The sequence below is a fragment of the Actinomyces sp. S6-Spd3 genome, assembly GCF_000758755.1.
GTDB lineage: Bacteria > Actinomycetota > Actinomycetes > Actinomycetales > Actinomycetaceae > Pauljensenia.
Genome location: NZ_JRMV01000083.1, coordinates 1 through 892, shown reverse-complemented (window position 1 = coordinate 892; position 892 = coordinate 1). Strand labels below are relative to the sequence as shown.

Sequence of the window (892 nt, the reverse complement as noted above, 5' to 3'; positions counted from 1 at the left end):
CGATAGCTTCAGCTACGCGCCCTACGCCCTCGGATTCAAGGTTGATACGCGGTAGCCAACGTCGCCTGGTTAGCGGAGTATCTAGTCGCTCAGCCATTCAAACCCCCTTAAAACTCGTCGTCCAGATCGCGCCAGTCTTCTGGCAATAGGTTATCGAGCACGTCGTCAACCGAAATAGCGCCCAGTACGTGCCCGTGCTCATCCACTACCGGAACGGCCGTCAGGTTGTACATTGCAAGCGTTTTGGTGATCGACCGGATGGAACGCTGCGGATCAACTGTTTCGATGTCAGTATCGACGATAGTTCCGAGTAGTGATTGCGGTGGTTCGCGTAGTGCCCGCTGAATATGTACCACGCCAATGAACTTGCCCGTAGGAGTTTCTAGCGGCGGCCTCGCAACAATAACCATGGCGGCGAGGGCGGGTGGAATGTCTTTGTTTCGCACGTTTGCCAGCATCTGGGCCACGGTTGCGTCCGGCGGCAAAATCACGGGCTCGGTGGTCATAAGGCCACCGGCAGTGTCATCGTCATAGCGCATGAGTCGGCGCACGTCCTCGGCCTCTTCAGGCTCCATGAGGTTCAGCAGGTTTTGCGCGGTTAGGGGCGCTAGTTCAGAGATGAGGTCGGCGGCGTCATCCGGCTGCATCACGTCGAGCACATCTGCGGCTTGCTTCGCCTGGAGCCGTTCGAGGATCGACACCGAGTCATCCTCGGGGAGCTCTTCCAACACGTCAGCGAGGCGCTCATCGGAAAGCTGTGAGGCTACCTCGTACATGCGTTCTTCGGGAAGGTCGCGAATAATGTCAGCGAGGTCTGCTGCCTTCATGTCATGCGTGGACGCAATCAGGCTGGTGGCGTCCTGCACACCAACCTGTGTGGACAGTTTCGTCA

1 protein-coding gene is annotated in these 892 nt (G+C 57.8%); it reads right to left on the bottom strand.

The window, feature by feature from the left end; all coding sequences use genetic code 11:
* Positions 1 to 107: 107 nt before the first annotated feature.
* The coding region (locus HMPREF1627_RS00510; protein ID WP_034500117.1) for a magnesium transporter MgtE N-terminal domain-containing protein at positions 108 to 892 on the bottom strand (785 nt) is incomplete at its 5' end.